We start from the raw sequence: 1,615 nt of genomic DNA, 5'->3' as shown, positions 1-1,615 counted from the left end.
CCCTTTCTTCAAGCGCGACGGCGACGATGTCCGGCTCGACCTCCCCATCACGCTGGACGAGGCGGTGAACGGGGCGAAGGTCAAGGTGCCGACCACCTCGGGCGCGGTCATGCTGACGGTCGGTCCGGGCAGTTCCTCTGGCAAGGTGCTGCGCCTCAAAGGCAAGGGCTTTACCCGCAAGGACGGCAGCCGCGGCGACCAGCTCGTCACGCTGGAAATCGACCTGCCCGACGATAGTTCGGAACTGGCCGAAAGGCTGAAGGGTTGGACCGATGCGCGCAATGTGAGGTCACGGCTGGGCATCTGAACCTGCTGGACGACGCTCTGCGCCCGAGAAAGGCTAAGCCAAGGCAGTTTTGGAAGAGGACGAAACTCTCAAGCCCGTCGGAGAGGCTCGCTCGAACCTCACGCCCGAGGCGCGCCGCCGTTCCGCCATGGAACGCAAGCGGCTCTCGCTCCACGCCGTGAAAAAAGAGATCGGCCCGGGCACACGCGTCTTTGCCGTCGCCAAGCGGATGTGGATCGGCGTTTACCAGGACGGTTTCATCCACGCAGGCAATCTCGCCTATATGGCGATCCTCTCGCTCTTCCCGTTCTTCATCACCGGCGCCGCGATCTTCCAGCTGTTCGGCGAAGCGGACGAGCGCACTGCCGCGATCAATGCGATATTGCTCGCGGTCCCGCGCGTGGTGGCCGACGTTCTCGAACCCGTGGCCCGCGATGTCGTCAGCGCGCGAACCGGCTGGCTTCTGTGGGTCGGCGCGATCTTTGGCTTGTGGACGGTGGGCAGCCTGATCGAAACGATCCGCGACATCCTCCACCGCGCATACGGCACGCGGCCAACGGCCAGCTTCGTCAAATATCGCCTGCTGTCGGCGGGAATCATCATCGGCGCAGTGCTGCTCCTCATGACTTCGCTCGCCGCGCAATTCGCCATTTCCGCCGCGCAGGAAGTGATCGAGGCATGGTTTCCCGAAGCCAACGCATGGGTCGGGCGGCTCGCGCTCTCGCGCTTTATCCCGGCGCTCGGCCTGTTCGGTTCGCTCTACCTGCTGTTCATCGCCTTGACGCCCAGCGCCTATCGCTCGCGCGATTATCCCAAATGGCCCGGCGCGGTGCTGGTGACGGCATGGTGGGTGCTGGTGACCGTGCTGCTGCCGCCCACGCTTCGGACGCTTTTTTCCTACGACCTTACTTACGGCAGCCTTGCCGGCTTCATGATCGCCCTTTTCTTTTTCTGGCTTGTCGGGCTAGGGCTCGTCGTAGGAGCAGAGCTGAATGCCGCACTTGCGGAAACGCCCGAAGAGCGCGACATGATCGGCCGCAACGAATTTGATATCAAACCAAAGGCGCCGCCCCAGGGGTAAGGCCCTCGCAGGAAGTTCGAAAACATGACCGAAACCGCCGAAACCGCACCGGCTAGCGCGATTCAAGGCAATCTCATGCAGGGCAAGAGGGGCCTGATCATGGGGCTGGCCAATGACAAGTCGCTGGCATGGGGCATTTCCAAGGCGCTGGCCGCTCAGGGGGCGAGCCTCGCTTTCTCCTATCAGGGCGAAGCGCTGGAAAAGCGCGTGCGTCCGCTCGCAGCCAGCCTTGGCAGCGAATTGCTGAT

General features: G+C 63.2%; 2 protein-coding genes and 1 pseudogene. All 3 read left to right on the top strand.

Translation table 11 applies throughout. The features are described from left to right. Positions 1-307 (top strand): DnaJ C-terminal domain-containing protein (locus tag AAFM29_RS17500; RefSeq protein WP_341713996.1); only part of this gene is annotated, 307 nt, incomplete at its 5' end. Positions 308-434: 127 nt separating this feature from the next. Continuing rightward, positions 435-1,367, top strand: coding sequence for a YihY/virulence factor BrkB family protein (locus tag AAFM29_RS17495; protein WP_341713995.1), 933 nt, complete (start codon positions 435-437; stop codon positions 1,365-1,367). A gap of 75 nt (positions 1,368-1,442) precedes the next feature. Further along, a pseudogene (locus AAFM29_RS17490) lies at positions 1,443-1,615 on the top strand (SDR family oxidoreductase); the annotation flags it as partial.

The organism is Erythrobacter sp. (genome assembly GCF_038133525.1).
In the GTDB taxonomy this organism is placed as follows: domain Bacteria; phylum Pseudomonadota; class Alphaproteobacteria; order Sphingomonadales; family Sphingomonadaceae; genus Qipengyuania.
This window is presented reverse-complemented; position numbering and strand designations above follow the sequence as displayed.